This window comes from Salegentibacter sp. Hel_I_6 (assembly GCF_000745315.1).
In the GTDB taxonomy this organism is placed as follows: Bacteria; Bacteroidota; Bacteroidia; order Flavobacteriales; family Flavobacteriaceae; genus Salegentibacter.
Genome location: NZ_JQNQ01000001.1, coordinates 2595273 through 2610093 on the forward strand (window position 1 = coordinate 2595273; position 14821 = coordinate 2610093).

A 14821-nucleotide genomic window follows, 5' to 3' on the forward strand; every position below is an offset into this window, starting at 1 on the left:
AAACAAAATGGAAAAATAAACTGAAAGGTGACGAAAGTCACAAAATGAAAGATGCCTGAAAATAGTGTCGGAATTATTTCCGAATAAAACTTTCAGGCATCTTTAAAAACTTATGCATCCATATACTCCTCAATAGGAGGGCAGGTGCACATTAGGTTTCTGTCTCCAAATGCTTCGTCTACACGTCTTACGCTTGGCCAGAATTTGTTTTCTGATACATAATTTAACGGGTAAGCTGCTTTTTCTCTTGTGTAAGAGAATTTCCATTCATCTGAAGTTAGCATGGTAATAGTATGCGGTGCATTTTTAAGCACGTTATCTTCTTCGCTATCCAGTTCTTCAATTTCCTGTCTAATGGAAATTAATGCATCACAGAATCTATCCAGTTCAGCTTTGCTTTCACTTTCGGTAGGTTCTATCATCATGGTTCCAGCCACAGGGAAAGAAACAGTAGGGGCATGGAAGCCGTAATCTATCAATCGCTTGGCGATATCTACCACTTCAATTCCATTTTCTTTAAATGGACGACAATCTAAGATCATCTCGTGAGCGGCGCGGCCACGTTCTCCAGAATATAATGTTTTATAATGCTCGTTTAAACGCTCTTTTATGTAATTGGCGTTAAGAATTGCATATTCCGTTGCTTTTTGAAGTCCTTTGCTGCCCAACATGGTTATGTATCCATAAGAAATAAGGCAAACCAAAGAAGAACCCCATGGTGCTGAAGAAATTGCGCCAATAGCATTTTCTCCGCCAGTTTTTATTACCGGGTTTCCTGGTAAAAATGGTTTTAATTGTTCTGCAACACAAATTGGTCCAACTCCAGGACCACCGCCTCCATGAGGAATTGCAAAGGTTTTATGTAGGTTTAAGTGACAAACATCGGCGCCAATTACTCCAGGGTTAGTTAAACCAACCTGGGCATTCATATTTGCACCATCCATATAAACCTGCCCACCATTATTGTGAATAATTTGCGTGATTTCTTTAATAGCCGATTCAAAAACCCCGTGGGTAGATGGATAGGTTACCATTAATGCGGCAAGGTTATCTTTATGTTTTATCGCTTTTTCGCGAAGATCGTCTACATCTATATTTCCGTTTTCTGAAGCTTTAGTTACCACAACTTTCATTCCCGCCATTACTGCGGAAGCTGGGTTAGTACCGTGAGCCGAAGAAGGAATTAAACATATATTTCTATGACCTTCCCCTTTAGATTCGTGGTAAGCTCTAATAGTCATTAAGCCGGCATATTCCCCCTGCGCACCAGAATTTGGCTGAAGCGAAGTTGCAGAAAATCCAGTGATCTCGGTTAATTGATCTTCCAGTCTTTTTAATACGATCTGGTAACCTTCTGCCTGTTCTACCGGTACAAATGGGTGAATATTTCCCCATTGCGGATTGCTTAATGGAAGCATTTCTGAAGCTGCGTTTAATTTCATGGTACAGCTTCCAAGCGAAATCATAGACTGGTTCAAAGAAAGATCTTTGCGTTCCAGTTTCTTGATATAACGCATCAATTCAGTTTCTGAATGGTAAAGGTTGAATACTTTATGCGTTAAAAATTCGGTTTTTCTCTGTAATGCTGAAGGAATTGCAGATTCCTCTTTTAAGCTTTCAATTTCATTAGATTTTTCACCTGAAACTGCAGCGAAAACTTTCAAAATATTATTGATGTCTTCCTGGGTTGTAGTTTCATTTAAAGAAATACAAACCGTTTCGGCATCAGGATAATAGAAATTGATTTCGTTCTTTTCGGCTTCAGCTTTAATTTTTTGAGCATCAGCTTTAACCTGAAGCGTATCAAAGTAAGCTGAATTAAGCTGCTTCACACCCATTTTCTCAAGTTCTTCAGCTAAAGTAACTGTAGAAAAATGAACGGTATTAGCAATATATTTTAGACCATCGGGTCCGTGGTAAACTGCATACATTCCCGCCATCACAGCCAGTAAAACCTGCGCGGTACAAATGTTAGAAGTAGCGCGGTCACGTTTAATATGCTGCTCGCGGGTTTGGAGCGCCATTCTTAGAGCGTGGTTCCCGTCAAGATCTTTGGTTACCCCAATAATTCTTCCGGGAAGATTTCTTTTATATTCTTCTTTAGTAGCAAAATAAGCAGCGTGAGGCCCACCATAACCTAATGGAATTCCAAAACGCTGAGTGGTTCCCACAACTACATCTACACCAAGTTCTCCCGGTGCCTGTAGTTTAACTAAACTCAAAATATCGGCAGCAACAGCTACTTTTATATCAGCATCTTTACATTTTGATACAAAATCGGCATAGTCAAAAACCTGTCCGAATTTCCCTGGATATTGTACTAAAGCTCCAAAGAATTTATCATTAAAATCAAATTCTTCATGATTACCAACCACTAGCTCGATGCCCATAAAATCGGCACGAGTTTTAATAAGATCTATGGTTTGTGGTAACGCCTGTTCAGAAACAAAGAATTTATTTACTTCATCTTTCTTTTGCTTACGATCGCGAACAGCAAATAAAAGTCCCATAGCTTCTGCCGCTGCAGTAGATTCATCTAAAAGCGAGGCATTGGCAATTTCCATTCCGGTAAGATCGCTTACCATAGTTTGAAAATTTAATAAAGCTTCCAGTCTTCCCTGGGCAATTTCTGCCTGGTAAGGCGTATAAGCTGTATACCAACCCGGATTTTCCAAAATATTTCGTTGTATCACCGCTGGTAATATTCCCTGGTGGTAACCAAGACCTATATAAGTCTTAAAAACCTTGTTTTTTGCAGCTAGTTTACCAATATGCTCGGCATATTGATTTTCGCTAAGTGCAGCAGGTAAATTTAGGGGTGATTTTAAACGAATATCGTCGGGGATGGTTTCGTATATTAACTGTTCTAACGAATCTACACCAATGGTGTCCAACATTGCCTGGAGATTGCTTTCTCTGGGGCCAATATGGCGTAGGGCAAAAGAATCTGTTCTCATTAAAATAAAGTTGTGTTTTGTGCTGCAAAAGTACATATTTTAAACGTAAATTTTTAGTGATTAGACATATACACTTGTTAAGATTTATAACGTCAGTTTTGGTTGCAGGAAGAATGATTAATTTAGCAGGATGCAGCGTTTTAAAAATATATTGGATTTCTATATAAATAGCAGTCTGCACGTGGCTTTGGCCGTGGTTTCATTAAGCTTAATAAGCTTCCTGGAATTCAATATTGAAATTGATAAAAACCTGCTGTTTTTTATTTTCTTCGGAAGCATTACCGGCTATAATTTTGTGAAGTATGCCGGCATCGCTAAACTGCATCACGCCAGCCTTGCCCGAAACCTAAAACTTATACAGATTTTCTCCTTTTTTTGCTTCGTGGCTTTGCTGTATTTTGCTTTTCAGCAGGAATTAAAAATACTTTTAGCTTCTGCTATTTTGGGCGTTTTTACTTTACTGTATGCTATTCCTCTAGGTAAAAACAGGCAAAATCTTAGAAATATTGGTGGGATTAAAATTTTTATTATTGCCGTGGTTTGGGCCGGAGTGACTGTTATTTTACCCTTGATGGATCAGGTTAATTTAAAGGAAATCGGTCTCACTTTTTTTCAGCGTTTTTTCTTTGTGATCGCTATAACGCTTCCGTTTGAGATAAGGGATTTAAAGTTTGATTCTGGGAATTTAAATACAATTCCGCAGCAAATTGGAATAACGAATACTAAAAAAATCGGTTATATATTATTAGGGATTATACTATTCCTGGAATTACTGAAATCTTATTTTTCTGTAACCAACGTAATTGCTTTAAGTCTTACCTTATTGGTTTCAGCGTATTTTATTAAAGCAGCACGGATAGATCAGGGAGGATATTATTCAGCCTTTTGGGTAGAGGGAATTCCGGTCTTCTGGTTGTTAAGTTGGGTGGTGATTAATGCTTCTTTTTAGTCATTTCTTGTTCCATCTTTATTTTCCAGGCCTTTTTTTCTTCTTCCGTACAGGTTTTAAGCTTAGATTTTTTTATTAAATGGGTGAGCTTAGTGTTTTTGGAAGTGTACCTGCGGCAGGGTTTGCATAAAAGCAAGTGCATTAACATTGAGATTTTTTCGCGTGTTCCAGCCTCCTTATATTGGCTTTTGTCGCAGCAATTTTCTGCTTTTGAACAGTCAAAAATGAAAAATTTTCTTTTCGGCATAACTTAGAACCAGTTTTTTTCAAGGCATGCGGCCAATGCGGTGCGCGCCCTGTGAATGATTACCCAAAGGTTAGACGGACTAATATTAAATTCTTTACATACAGCCTCAGTATCAGCCTCGTCAATGGTTTTCATCTTAAAGATGGCGGCGTGTTTTTCGTTTATTTGATCGAGACATTCTAAAATAGCCATTCCCAACTCGGTGTTTTCCATCTCATCCTCGGCAGTACGATCAAAAGCATCGGCTACCTGTTCCTCCATCCAATCGCCATTATTTTCAGAATCTGAATAATTAATGCGAACTTCAGCCTGACCTTTTATAGAGTTTATCTTTCGGTAATAATCTATGATTTTTCGCTTCAAAATAGAAATAAGCCATGTGCGCTCTGTAGCCCTTCCTTCAAAATTATCTTTAGAATTGAGGCCTGCTAGAAAAGTTTCAGAAATTAAATCGTTTGCCACCTCGCGATCGTTAACCCTAACAATAGCGTAATTAAATAGGTAATCGGAATATTTATCCACCCATTTTGTAGGATCGAGTTTATGAGTTGGCATAGGCTTACTTCAAGGTCAAATCAAAATTAACAAAAGTTATTGACATTATAAGTTATAGATCTTATAAGGTTTTTAAGGCTGAAATTGGATAAAAAAAGAAAAGGTTGTCTGAAATAATCGTCATCCTGAATTTATTTCAGGATCTAAAATATTATTAATTAAAACATGTTAGAAGCTAAAACAAGTTCAGCTTAACAACACGAAGGTTTATCAGACAACCTTCTTATTAATTTTACTTCTCAATTAATCCGGCGCGTTTTAATAAGGCATCGGGTTTTGGTTCTTTTCCGCGGAACTTCTTATAAAGCGTCATCGGGTGATCTGTACCGCCTTGCGAAAGAATATTTGTCTTGAATTTATTCGCAACTTCCCTGCTAAAGATTCCGTTTTGCTGAAAATACTCAAAGGTATCGGCATCTAATACTTCTGCCCATTTATAGGAATAATAACCTGCAGAATATCCGCCCTGGAAAATATGTGAGAACGCCGTGCTCATACAGTTTTCAGCAACATTTGGGAATAATTTTGTACGCTCGAAAGCTTTGTCTTCGTTTGTCTTAACATCTTTAATTGTTGAAGGATCTACTCCGTGCCAGCTGAGGTCTAACATTCCGAAGCTCAACTGTCTTACCGTGGCCATTCCTTCCTGAAAATTAGCCGATTCTTTAATTTTCTGAACCAATTCCATAGGAATTATTTCGCCGGTTTCGTAATGTTTGGCAAATAACTGAAGCGCTTCCTTCTCATAACACCAGTTTTCTAATAACTGACTTGGAAGTTCTACAAAATCCCAATAGACATTCGCACCCGATAAACTTGGATATTCAGTATCACCCAACATCCCGTGAAGCGCGTGACCAAATTCGTGGAATAGCGTGGTAACCTCGTTAAAAGTTAATAATGAAGGTTGTTTTTTAGAAGGTTTGGTAAAGTTGCAAACAATAGAAATATGCGGGCGTTCTTCCTCGCCATTTTTCTTGTATTGCGATTTGTAACCCGTCATCCAGGCGCCATCTCTTTTTCCCGGTCTTGGGTGGAAATCGGCATAAAACAGGGCCATTTCTTTATTATTCTCGTCAAGTACCTGATAGGTTTTTACATCTTCATGATATTTATCTACATCAAAAACTTCTTTAAAACTAAGGCCGTAAAGTTTTTGAGCTACCGTGAAAACTCCGTCTATTACATTCTCAAGTTTGAAATATGGCTTTAGTTTTTCGTCATCGAGATTGAATAATTTCTGCTTTAATTTTTCGCTGTAAAAAGCGGCATCCCATTTTTGTAACTGGTCAATTCCATCCAGATCTTTTGCGAAATTTTCTAACTCTTTAAATTCGCGCTCGGCAGCAGGTTTTGCTTTTTCAAGAATTTCGTCTAAAAAGCTGTTTACTTTTTCCGGGGTTTCAGCCATACGCTCTTCCAATACGAAATGTGCGTGTGTTTTATAACCTAAAAGTTGAGCGCGCTGGTATCTTAACTTAGCAATTTGCAGCACATTTTCCTGGTTGTCTAATTCGTCGCCGTGAAATCCTTTAGATCCAAAAGCAAGTGCCATTTTCTTGCGCAGTTCCCTGTTTTCAGCATATTTCATAAAAGGAAGGTAGCTGGGGTATTCAAGGGTAAAGATCCAGCCTTCTTTTTCTTTGGAAGCTGCTACTTGTGCAGCTTCTTCTTTAAAACTTTCCGGTAGGCCTTTTAGATCATTTTCATCGGTAAGATGTAATTCGAATTTGTTGGTTTCGGCAAGTACATTTTGGCCAAAATCAAGGCTTAATTTTGAAAGTTTTTTATCTATATCCCTAAGTTCGTTTTGCTTTTCGATAGGGAGGTTGGCTCCGTTTCGCGAGAATGCCTTGTATTTTCGGTCTAAAAGCGTTTTTTGCTCGGTATTCAGGTCAAGCTGATCTTTCTTATTGTAAACAGATTTCACTTTTTCAAAAAGTGCTTTATTCAGAATAATATCATTTCTGAATTCTGATAAAAGCGGGGAAACTTCCTGGGCAATTTGCTGAATTTCCTCATTGGTTTCCGCAGAATTAAGATTGAAAAATATACTGGTTACTCTATCTAATTTTTCTCCTGAAAATTCTAAAGTTTCAATGGTATTTGGGAAAGTAGCTTCGTCGGCATTTGATGCAATCGCATTGATTTCTTCCCTCGCCATTTCAATGGCCTTTATTATAGCTGGTTTAAAATGCTCGTTCTCAATTTTGGAAAATGGAGCGTGATCAAATTCTTGTAATAGTGGATTATTTTGAGTAGTCATTATATCTTCTTTGTTTTAATGGTCTAATTTATTTATTAATCACGGGCTAACCGAGAGGACAGATGTACTTAACCTAAATTTGACGTTTTTAATAACTTTTTTTAACACAAAACAGTATTTTTCTTTAAAAAAATGTATATTCGACGCTTAAATTATTGTAGTAGCTTTAAAGTTTTTCTGGTTTAAATATTTAGAATGGTTAATAAATAATTTTTTACAGATTTAGGTAAGTTTACTACAAAGAAAGCCACGTCGCAAGACGTGGCTTTTGTTATTTTTTCACCTTTTTGGCGCCTTCAATCACTTTCTCTTTTAGTCCTTCTTTATAGACTAATATCTTATCTAAAGTACATTTATCTGAGGTTCCTATAATTTGAGCGGCAAGGATTCCTGCGTTTTTTGCTCCATTTAATGCTACCGTGGCAACCGGAACTCCGCCGGGCATTTGTAAAATTGATAAAACCGAATCCCAACCATCTATAGAGTTGCTGGATTTTACCGGCACACCAATTACTGGAAGCGGGGAAAGCGATGCAATCATTCCCGGCAGGTGAGCTGCGCCTCCGGCACCGGCTATAATTACTTTAATCCCACGCTCGTGTGCGGTTTTTCCGTATTCAAATAATTTTTCCGGGGTGCGATGAGCAGAAACGATATCTACTTCTACTTCCAGGTCAAAACCTTCCAGGATGTCTATTGCATCCTGCATTACCGGTAAATCGCTGGTGCTTCCCATTATTACTGCTACTTTGCTCATAATTTTATGTTCAAAAAACTTCGAAAAGTTTATTATTTAGAAATAACTTTAATTGAATTCTTAACCTCTTCGGCTATTTTTCTTGCTTCAGCCAGGTCTTTGTTGACAATGGTTACGTGACCCATTTTTCTAAAAGGGCGCGTGATTTTCTTGCCATAAATATGAGGAGTAACGCCCGGCATCTTCATTATTTTTTCAATATTCTCATAAACCACTTCCCCTTCGTGTGCTGCATCGCCCACTAAATTTACCATAATTCCGCCCACTTTACTATCGGTTATTCCTAGCGGAAGATCTAGAATAGCGCGAATATGTTGTTCAAACTGGTTAGTGTAACTTGCTTCAATACTGTAATGCCCACTGTTGTGAGGTCTTGGTGCAACTTCGTTTACCAGGATTTCATCATTTTCTGTCTGAAACATTTCTACCGCCAGTAAGCCTACATGTTCAAATGCTTCGGAAACCTTAACCGCCAGTTCCCTGGCTTTTTGTGCTACGGAATCTTCAATTCTTGCAGGGCAGATCACATATTCTACCTGGTTTGCCGTAGGATGAAATTCCATTTCTACCACGGGATAGGTTTTTACTTCCCCTGAAGCCGATCTTGCAACGATCACGGCCAGTTCATTTTTAAAGGGAACAAGGTTTTCCGCAATACACTCGGCATTTGGAAGATCGTTTAATGCTTCTTGATTTTTTATCACAGAAACGCCTTTGCCGTCATAACCTCCGGTGGTGCTTTTCCAAACAAATGGAAAACTAATTTTTCTGTTTTCAAGTGCAGAAATTAATTCTTTTTTACTTGAAAAAACTTCAAAATCAGCCGTTGGGATTTGATGTTTTTTATAGAAATTCTTTTGAATTCCTTTATTCTGTATTTTCTCTAAAGTTTCAGCCGAGGGATAGGTTTTAATGCCTTCCCGGGCTAATTGCTTTAAGGCTTCAATATTTACGCCTTCAATTTCAAAAGTGAGGACGTCAACTTTTCTTCCGAAGTTAACTACGGTATCAAAATCCATAAGATCACCGGTTTCAAAGTAATCACAAGCAATTTTACAGGGTGCTTCAGGATTTGGCTCCAAAACATTAGTTTGAATATCGTATTTACGAGTTTCGTAGAGCATCATTTTGCCTAACTGCCCGCCGCCTAGAATTCCTAATTTAAAGTTTGAAGAAAAATAATTGATCATACCGTAAAAGTTTCAGCAAAAATAAATTTTTAGGTCAAGTTGTGCTATTATTCTTATGGAAATCTGGCAGTTTGGGTTGTTAAGAATCCTTATCTTTGCTCTTTAAAATTTTTCAGATTTGATAAAACTACACGATTTAGAGTTTGAGCCTTATATTTCAGAAAAAGAGATCAATGCCGCTATAGAAAAAGTGGCCGATAAGTTGAATGAAGATTATAGCGATGCTAATCCTATATTTTTAGGAGTGCTTAACGGTTCCTTTATGTTTGCGAGTGAAGTCATAAAGAGATTTAATGCAGATTGCGAAGTTAGTTTTGTGAAACTAGGTTCTTACGAGGGTACCAAAACAACCGGAAATGTAAAAACGCTCCTGGGGTTAAATCAATCTTTAAAAGACCGGCATGTAATTTTACTGGAAGATATTGTGGATACCGGTAATACTTTAGAAGAAATAAACAAAATTCTTCTAAAAGAAGAAGTGGCCAACTATGAAGTGGCAACCTTATTTTACAAACCTGAAGCTTATAAAAAAGAGTTCAATATTAAATATAAGGGAATTGAAATCCCTAATAAATTTATTGTAGGTTATGGTCTTGACTATGATGGTTTAGGGCGCAACTTAACGCAAATCTATAAACGTAAAGAAAACATGACAAATTTGGTTTTGTTCGGCCCTCCCGGCGCCGGCAAAGGAACTCAGGCAGACATCTTAAAAGAAAAATATCAACTTATACATATTTCTACCGGAGATGTTTTTAGGTTTAATATTAAGAATGAAACCGAATTAGGGCTGCACGCCAAATCTTTTATGGATAAAGGCCAGTTAGTTCCCGATGAAGTAACGATAAAAATGTTGAATGCCGAAGTTGATAAAAATGAAGGCGCTAACGGATTTATTTTTGATGGTTTCCCTAGAACTGCAGCCCAGGCTGATGCTTTAGCTGAATTGCTAAAGTTGAAGAATACCGAAGTGACCGCAATGATCGCTTTAGAAGTGGATGATGAGGTTCTAGTTAATAGGCTATTGGAAAGAGGAAAAACTTCTGGAAGAAAAGATGATGCAGATGAATCTGTGATAAGAAATAGGATTAAGGTTTACTATGATGAAACTGCGATCCTGAAAGAATACTATAAGAAACAAGACAAATATTACGGTGTGGACGGGGTTGGTTCTATAGAGGAAATCACCCAACGCCTAAGTGCTGTAATTGATAAGCTACAGGCTTAATATCTCATTGAGATTTATTACAATTTAAACCTGCTGGGTTTTCCAGAGGTTTCTGAATTAATTTTTAAGAATATGACTGAAGGTAATTTTGTTGACTATGTAAAGATTCATGTGGCTTCCGGAAAGGGAGGAAGTGGATCTTCACATTTACACCGTGAAAAGTATATCGCAAAGGGCGGTCCCGATGGTGGTGATGGTGGTCGTGGTGGCCATGTAATTGTAAAAGGTAACAAAAACCTCTGGACACTTTATCATTTAAAATTTAAAAGGCACATACGAGCCGAACACGGTAGTAACGGAAGCAAACAGCGTAGCACGGGAGCAGAGGGTTCTGATGAATTTATTGAAGTGCCTTTGGGAACCGTAATTCGCGACACCGAAACTCAAAAAGTTATTCACGAAATTACCGAAGACGGAAAGGAATATCTCGTTGCTGAAGGAGGAATGGGAGGTCGTGGAAACTGGCATTTTAAAAGTTCTACAAATCAGACGCCAAGATATTCTCAACCGGGAATTGATGGGGCAGAAGTAGATATCACCCTGGAATTAAAAGTTCTGGCAGACGTTGGATTGGTTGGTTTCCCTAATGCCGGAAAATCTACTTTATTGTCGGTAATTACGGCTGCAAAACCTAAGATTGCTGATTATGAGTTTACTACTTTAAAACCTAATTTGGGAATTGTAGAGTATCGTGATTTTAAAACCTTTGTAGTTGCTGATATTCCGGGAATTATTGAAGGTGCTGCCGAAGGTAGAGGAATTGGACATCGCTTTTTAAGACATATAGAGCGAAACTCAACGCTTTTATTTTTAATTCCTGCTGATGCTCCCAATATTTCAGAACAATACGAAATTCTCCTAGACGAATTAAGACGATATAATCCTGAAATGCTAGATAAAGACAGACTTATTGCTATTTCTAAAAGCGATATGTTAGATGCTGAATTAAAGTTGGAAATGAAACATGAATTAGATAAAAATTTAGGAGCTCCATATATTTTTATTTCTTCTGTAGCGCAACAGGGGCTAACCGAACTTAAAGATAGGTTGTGGGAAATGCTAAATAAAGAAACTTCTTAAATTATAGGTTTTAAACGCTTAGAGAGATCTTGGATTTGTGTTAATCTTTAGATTTCCTGAATGGTTTTTGATTAAATTTATGCAGCGTTGATGTATTTCAACGCTGTATTTTTTTGTAAAAAAGTGAAAATTAGATCTTATGAAGTTTATAAAACTATTTATTGTTTGTGTAATAATAGCCTCTTGTAACACCCCAAAAGCAGTGTATGATTATGATGATACTGTCAACTTCAATCAATATAATACTTACGAATTTTTTCCCGATTTTCAATCGGGACTTTCGCAGTTAGATGAAACCCGACTTATAGCCAGTTTAAAAAATGGTATGGAAAGTAAAGGCTTTTCGATTTCAAAAGAACCTGATATTTATGTAAATGCTTACTCCAGGGAGTTTATGGATCAAAACCGTAGTAGTATAGGTGTTGGTATTGGCGGAGGAGGCCGCGGTGGTGGAGTAGGTGTTTCGGGGGGTATTCCTATAGAGAACAATTCAGTGATTCTTGAAGTGACTGTAGATTTTATTAATGCAGAAGAGGATTCTTTAATTTGGCAGGCTGTTGTTGAGACTAAGTTTAATCCTAATGCATCTCCTGAAGAGCGCAGGGCTATGTTTGATAAGATGATTCAGAAAGCCTTAGAAGGTTATCCACCCAGTAAGTAAATCTTTCTCTTTAAATTCAGAATTATATTCTTATATATTGTTTGATGATTATTTCAGAGTCAAAAAAGTGCTTAAGATATGTCAAAGTGAATTATTTTCTAAACTCAAATTTCCTCTAAAATTTTGATTAAAGTGAGTGTGATTAGAGTGAAAAGACTATTAGAACTTTTCGGATTCTAAATTATTAATAATTACGACTTTCTTCTTAGTTGAATATTAGCAATAAAAAAGCCCCGGAAATTTCCGGGGCTTTTCACATTTTGGTTGGTTAGTTAGTAGCTAACCTATGGAAGAGTTATTCTTGTTCTTCCATTTCTTCAGAATCCGTAGTGTCTTCATCATTCATAATGGTGAATTCACTACGTCTGTTCTTAGCATATTGGGCTGAAGAACAACCTGTAGGTTGTGTACAATCATTAAGTGGCATGCTTTCTCCATATCCTTTAGAAGTTAACCTGCTGCGGTCTATACCGTTTTCAACAAGATACTCTAAAGTAGAAGCTGCACGTCTATCAGAAAGTCCTAAATTATATTGATCTGAACCTCTTGCATCAGCGTGAGAACCGATTTCAATCTTAAGTTCAGGATACTTGTTCATGATGTTTACCACTTTATCAAGAGTAGGTTTAGACTCATCTTTAATAGTAGCTTTATCAAAGTCGAAGTAGATATTACCAACATCTCTTAGCTGTTGTCTACCTGTTTCAAGGTTTGTTTCTCTATCATCGTAATCAACTACAGGAGGAACATAATCTTCTCTTGTGAATACATAAAGATTATCTGAACCTCTTCTGTTAGAAGCAAGGTATCCTTTTTCATTCTCTTCATCAATAACGAAAGCGAAATCATCGTGACCACTATTAACAGTGTTACCAAGATTTTGAGCTTCAGCGAAATCTCCTTCAGATCTATAAACATCAAGATTACCAAATCCCTGGTGACCATCTGATGAGAAGTAAAGTACTCCTTCTTCGCTAATGAAAGGAAATTGCTCCCGGTGTGGAGTATTCACTCCGGCACCAAGATTTTGTGGTTCACCATAAGTACCGTCTTCATTTACATCTACAACATAGATATCAAAAGACCCCTCAGATCCAGGCATATCGCTGGCAAAATAAAGTTTGCTTCCATCTGCACTTAAGCTAGGGTGTTCTGTTGAATATTCATCACTTGTAAAAGGAAGTGCTTCGATATTGTCCCATTCACCATCTACCATTTCTGCACGGAAGATTTTAATATGAGCAACACGAATTCCTTCATCATTCTTTACTCTGTTTTCACTGTTACGGTCAAAGAACATTACCTGGCCATCCTGGCTAAAAGTAGCCGAACTTTCGTGCTCATCGGTATTTATTTTATCTGAAAATAGAACGATATCACTAAGTTCGCCTTCATCAGATATTTCAGCAGTGTAAAGATCTAAAGTTGGCTTTTTGTTCCAGGGATAAACCGGACGTTCCTGATTTCTAGTTGAAGCGAAAACAATACGGTCTTCATAAAAAGCGATACCAAAATCAGCTGAAGCGCTGTTGTTCATAATTTGCTCGGTTGTATAAACGTGAGGAGCAACTGTATCTAATTCACGTGCAAAATCCTCGAAGTTTACTTCTTCTCCGGTGAAAGCACTCATATATTTATCAGCATCATCCTGATCTCCGGTAGCGCGTAAAGAATGTGCAAATCGAAACTGATATTCGGGAGCTGCATTTTCTTCGTGTCTAAGGAAAAGTGTGCGGTAAACTTCCGCAGCACTTTCCATTTGATTAGTGTAGAAATAAGCATCTCCAAGGTTTTGTAAAACCTGTTGATTTTTATCTACAACTTTTTCATAAGCTTCTGCAGCGTCCATGTATGCCCTTTGAGCAAACAGTTTATCTGCTTTCTTTATTTCAGCACTTTGCCCAAAAGCGGCAAGGCCTATAAAAAGAATAAAAAGTGTACTATATAAATTTTTCATGTTTTTCGGTTTTTAGAAGAATCTAGGTGATTTGTCATATCCTTTAGTAAGGCCAAACAGGTCAAGATCAAATAACAACATGATTTCGTGAGTTCCACCTAAATTGTAGTTAGCGAAATCTGATGTGAAATGGTCATAAGCGTAGCCTACTCGTAATGCTGGAGTGATTTTAAAGTTTACCAAACCTGTAATGGTTTCGTTAAACCTATAACCAACTCCGGCCTCAAGCCTTTCGTATAACAAAACGTTGGCAGTAACGTCTACTGCTAACGGAGCACCTTGAACCCCTCTAGCCATAAAGGCGGGCTTCAATTTAAGATCTGGGTTAAGTTGAAAGACATATCCACCGGTTAAATAGTAGTGAATTGCTTCTTCTCCTAAAGCTGCGATCTCCTGTTCGTTCTCAATGTATTTTGAAGTAAACACGTTAGGAGCAGAAGCACCTAAGTAGTAGTTATCTCCAAACCAAAAAGCACCAAGTCCAAATACCGGGAAAACTTCGTTTACGTTTTCCAAAGCAGGATCTCCCGGTTGATTTACTCGCAATCCTGAAAGGCTTGCATCAAAAGTGGTAAGACCACCTTTAAGACCGAAAGAGATTTTACTGTTTTCTCCAGCAGGAAGTACATAGGCGAAATCTGCAGTGATATTGTTTTCTTTTACAATTCCACCAATTTCGTCATGAACTACAGTTAAACCAAGTTCTACCCTTTCACTTACTGGAGTATGGGCAAAGAAGTTGGCGGTGCTTGGAGCACCGTCAACATTTTGCCATTGAGATCTATAAATACCCCCCAGGTTTAGCATACCAGGATCGTCGGTAGCATAGGCCGGGTTAATAACACTCATATTATACATATACTGAGTGAACAGCGGGTCTTGCTGAGCCATACCCTTTACTGAGAAAAGGATAACGACTGCGAATATTAAATATTTTGTGATTGTTTTTTTCATTTCTTTCTAATGTTTATCCT

The 14821-nt window shown here is 37.6% G+C and carries 11 protein-coding genes; 4 read left to right on the forward strand and 7 right to left on the reverse strand.

All coding sequences use genetic code 11. The annotated features are described in order from the left end of the window. Nucleotides 1-110 precede the first annotated feature (110 nt). Nucleotides 111-2957 (reverse strand): aminomethyl-transferring glycine dehydrogenase, encoded by a 2847-nt coding sequence (gene gcvP / locus FG27_RS11395; RefSeq protein ID WP_037319144.1) that lies wholly within the window; start codon nucleotides 2955-2957, stop codon nucleotides 111-113. Between the two features lie 130 nt (nucleotides 2958-3087). Between gcvP and FG27_RS11400 the strand changes: the two genes are divergently transcribed. After that, the gene (locus FG27_RS11400) at nucleotides 3088-3906 is read left to right on the forward strand and encodes a membrane protein (protein ID WP_037319147.1); all 819 of its coding nucleotides are present in this window, start codon (nucleotides 3088-3090) and stop codon (nucleotides 3904-3906) included. A 250-nt stretch (nucleotides 3907-4156) separates the two neighbouring features. Here FG27_RS11400 and FG27_RS11410 read toward each other — a convergent pair whose 3' ends face one another. The 4 genes from FG27_RS11410 to FG27_RS11425 all read right to left on the reverse strand — a co-directional run bounded on the left by FG27_RS11410 (nucleotide 4157) and on the right by FG27_RS11425 (nucleotide 8921). Beyond that, on the reverse strand, nucleotides 4157-4708 hold the full coding sequence (locus FG27_RS11410) for a sigma-70 family RNA polymerase sigma factor (RefSeq protein WP_037319151.1): 552 nt from the start codon (nucleotides 4706-4708) through the stop codon (nucleotides 4157-4159). Nucleotides 4709-4940: 232 nt separating this feature from the next. Then, entirely contained in the window at nucleotides 4941-6974 is a 2034-nt protein-coding gene (locus tag FG27_RS11415) for a M3 family metallopeptidase (protein WP_037319153.1), read from the reverse strand. Nucleotides 6975-7245: 271 nt separating this feature from the next. Next, nucleotides 7246-7731 (reverse strand): 5-(carboxyamino)imidazole ribonucleotide mutase, encoded by a 486-nt coding sequence (purE, locus tag FG27_RS11420; RefSeq protein WP_037319155.1) that lies wholly within the window; start codon nucleotides 7729-7731, stop codon nucleotides 7246-7248. A gap of 32 nt (nucleotides 7732-7763) precedes the next feature. After that, entirely contained in the window at nucleotides 7764-8921 is a 1158-nt protein-coding gene (locus FG27_RS11425) for a 5-(carboxyamino)imidazole ribonucleotide synthase (RefSeq protein WP_081912617.1), read from the reverse strand. Nucleotides 8922-9039: 118 nt separating this feature from the next. Here FG27_RS11425 and FG27_RS18975 point away from each other — a divergent pair, with 118 nt between their 5' ends. The 3 genes from FG27_RS18975 (at nucleotide 9040) to FG27_RS11440 (ending at nucleotide 11890) form a co-directional block, all read left to right on the forward strand. Continuing rightward, a complete protein-coding gene (locus tag FG27_RS18975) occupies nucleotides 9040-10149 on the forward strand; it encodes an adenylate kinase (protein ID WP_081912618.1) in 1110 nt (369 codons plus the stop codon). Nucleotides 10150-10221: 72 nt separating this feature from the next. Further along, complete coding sequence (gene obgE, locus FG27_RS11435) at nucleotides 10222-11229, forward strand: GTPase ObgE (RefSeq protein ID WP_037319158.1); 1008 nt, start codon at nucleotides 10222-10224, stop codon at nucleotides 11227-11229. Between the two features lie 139 nt (nucleotides 11230-11368). Then, nucleotides 11369-11890, forward strand: a complete 522-nt coding sequence (locus tag FG27_RS11440) for a DUF4136 domain-containing protein (protein WP_037319160.1) — start codon at nucleotides 11369-11371, stop codon at nucleotides 11888-11890. A 295-nt stretch (nucleotides 11891-12185) separates the two neighbouring features. On the opposite strand, the gene FG27_RS11445 is transcribed toward FG27_RS11440, so the two are convergent. Both FG27_RS11445 and FG27_RS11450 read right to left on the reverse strand, forming a co-directional pair. Beyond that, on the reverse strand, nucleotides 12186-13847 hold the full coding sequence (locus FG27_RS11445; RefSeq protein ID WP_051935825.1) for an OmpA family protein: 1662 nt from the start codon (nucleotides 13845-13847) through the stop codon (nucleotides 12186-12188). Between the two features lie 12 nt (nucleotides 13848-13859). Continuing rightward, nucleotides 13860-14801, reverse strand: coding sequence for a type IX secretion system membrane protein PorP/SprF (locus tag FG27_RS11450; protein ID WP_037319163.1), 942 nt, complete (start codon nucleotides 14799-14801; stop codon nucleotides 13860-13862). Nucleotides 14802-14821: the final 20 nt, after the last annotated feature.

Coding starts and splice junctions, on each gene's coding strand:
- FG27_RS11410 (WP_037319151.1), bottom strand. CDS start 4,708: ATGCCAACTCATAAACTCGATCCTACAAAATGGGTGGATAAATATTCC.
- FG27_RS11445 (WP_051935825.1), bottom strand. CDS start 13,847: ATGAAAAATTTATATAGTACACTTTTTATTCTTTTTATAGGCCTTGCC.
- gcvP (WP_037319144.1), bottom strand. CDS start 2,957: ATGAGAACAGATTCTTTTGCCCTACGCCATATTGGCCCCAGAGAAAGC.
- FG27_RS11440 (WP_037319160.1), top strand. CDS start 11,369: ATGAAGTTTATAAAACTATTTATTGTTTGTGTAATAATAGCCTCTTGT.
- FG27_RS11400 (WP_037319147.1), top strand. CDS start 3,088: ATGCAGCGTTTTAAAAATATATTGGATTTCTATATAAATAGCAGTCTG.
- obgE (WP_037319158.1), top strand. CDS start 10,222: ATGACTGAAGGTAATTTTGTTGACTATGTAAAGATTCATGTGGCTTCC.
- FG27_RS11415 (WP_037319153.1), bottom strand. CDS start 6,974: ATGACTACTCAAAATAATCCACTATTACAAGAATTTGATCACGCTCCA.
- FG27_RS11425 (WP_081912617.1), bottom strand. CDS start 8,921: ATGATCAATTATTTTTCTTCAAACTTTAAATTAGGAATTCTAGGCGGC.
- FG27_RS11450 (WP_037319163.1), bottom strand. CDS start 14,801: ATGAAAAAAACAATCACAAAATATTTAATATTCGCAGTCGTTATCCTT.
- purE (WP_037319155.1), bottom strand. CDS start 7,731: ATGAGCAAAGTAGCAGTAATAATGGGAAGCACCAGCGATTTACCGGTA.